Source organism: Polaromonas sp. P1_E1_2, from assembly GCF_056406035.1.
In genome coordinates, this window is sequence record NZ_JBFUAZ010000728.1 from 1 (window position 1) to 1,842 (window position 1,842).

At 60.4% G+C, this 1,842-nt stretch carries 3 protein-coding genes; 1 reads left to right on the plus strand and 2 read right to left on the minus strand.

Annotated features, from left to right (window positions below):
• On the minus strand, positions 1-241 hold a 241-nt coding region (locus AC1D1P_RS22220; RefSeq protein ID WP_477674474.1), incomplete at its 3' end, for an AAA family ATPase.
• A gap of 18 nt (positions 242-259) precedes the next feature.
• On the minus strand, positions 260-1,135 hold the full coding sequence (locus tag AC1D1P_RS22225) for an NAD kinase (protein ID WP_477666678.1): 876 nt from the start codon (positions 1,133-1,135) through the stop codon (positions 260-262).
• 49 nt (positions 1,136-1,184) lie between these two features.
• Between AC1D1P_RS22225 and hrcA the strand changes: the two genes are divergently transcribed.
• On the plus strand, positions 1,185-1,842 hold a 658-nt coding region (gene hrcA, locus AC1D1P_RS22230; RefSeq protein ID WP_477674475.1), incomplete at its 3' end, for a heat-inducible transcriptional repressor HrcA.

Genomic DNA, 1,842 nt, shown 5'->3' on the forward strand with positions numbered 1-1,842 from the left:
GTTCCAGCCAGGGGGCCAGGCCKGCGGGGCTGTCAAACTCTGCGCTGATTTCGCAGCGTGCGGCGCCTTCGCGAACYACGCCGGCATCGGCTCGRGCGCCCAAAGCAAGCTGCAGTGCGTCAATCAGGATGGATTTGCCCGCACCGGTTTCACCGGTGAGCACCGAAAAGCCGCCGGACAAATCCAGCTCAAGCCTGTGGACGATGACRAAGTCGCGAAGCGATATGGTTTTGAGGCTCATAACTTGAATCCTGGCCGGTCAGGCCACGCCTTCGTTCCAGTGCAGCTTTCTCCGAAGCGTGTCGAAATAGCTCCAGCCTTTGGGGTGCAGGAAACGCATTTGGTGTTCGGAGCGCCTGACGGTGATGCGGTCGCCATGCAACAGACTTGCCAGCGACTGCATGTCGAAGTTGGCGCTGGCGTCGCGGCCAGAGACGATTTCAATGGTAATTTCGCCCGAGTCCGACAGCACAATGGGCCTGTTGGACAAGGTATGCGGTGCAATCGGCGCCAACACCCAGCCGGCAATCGATGGGTGCAGCAAGGGCCCGCCCGCTGAAAGAGCATAGGCCGTGGAGCCGGTCGGCGAGGCGATGATCAGGCCATCTGCGCGCTGGTTTGCCACAAAGCGGCCATCCACCTCCACACGGAGTTCCACCATGCCGGCGGTCGCTCCGCGGTTCACGACAACGTCGTTCATGGCGGTGGCGCTGAAGACGCACCTGCCGTCACGCACGACCTCGGCCTGCATCATCCAGCGTCGATCTTCTTCATACTCGCCACGCAACATGGGAATGAGTGTGTTCTGGTAGTCCTCAAAGGCGATGTCAGTGATGAACCCCAGCCTGCCCTGATTGATGCCCACCAGGGGGATGCCGAATTGGGCCAGCAGCCGGCCTATACCCAGCATGGTGCCGTCCCCCCCCACGACGAGGGCGAGGTCGCATTGGGCGCCGATGCCGGCTGCGTCAAGGGTGGGGAACCGGGTCAGGCCGGTGTTGCTGGCGGTGTCCTGCTCGATCGCCACCTCGCAACCCTGGGTGCCCAGGAAGTGTGCGATCTCCTCCAGTGCTGACCGGGAACCTTGTGCGTGGTACTTGCCGATCAATGCGACATGGCGAAATTGCGACTTCATCGGCAAATTACATCACAACATGGCAACCGAAGCTTCGTAGAATGGCACCATGCTTGATGATCGTGCCCGATTGCTGCTGAAAGCACTCGTTGAACGCTACATTGCCGATGGACAGCCGGTAGGTTCGCGCACGCTCTCGAAAGCTTCCGGCCTTGAACTGTCTCCGGCCACCATACGCAATGTGATGAGCGACCTCGAGGAGCTTGGCCTGATTGTCAGCCCGCACACCTCGGCAGGGCGCATTCCTACCGCGCGGGGTTACCGGCTCTTTGTGGACACGATGTTGACCACCCAGCGCGACCCCTTGTCGTCGTCGGGCCATATCGGTGCGCCGCGACTGGCACCTGATCAACCCCAAAAAGTGCTCAGCAATGCGGCGCACATGCTGTCGAGCCTGTCGCAATTCGTGGGTGTCGTCATGGCGCCACGCCGGACGTCGGTATTTCGCCATATCGAGTTCCTGCGCCTGTCCGAAAAACGCTTTCTTGTGATCATCGTCTCGCCTGACGGCGATGTGCAAAACCGGGTCATCTTCACCGAAGCGGACTACACGCAGTCCCAATTGGTTGAAGCGGCCAATTTCCTCAATTCACATTACGCTGGCATGGCGATTGAAGAGGTAAGAGAGCGCCTGAAGAACGAGGTGGAAGCCCTTCGCGGTGAAATCGCCACGTTGATGCAGGCGGCGGTCAAGGTCAGCTCGGAGG

Bases quoted from the DNA above. Each gene is read 5' to 3' on its own strand.
- AC1D1P_RS22225 (WP_477666678.1), bottom strand. From the start codon at position 1,135: ATGAAGTCGCAATTTCGCCATGTCGCATTGATCGGCAAGTACCACGCA.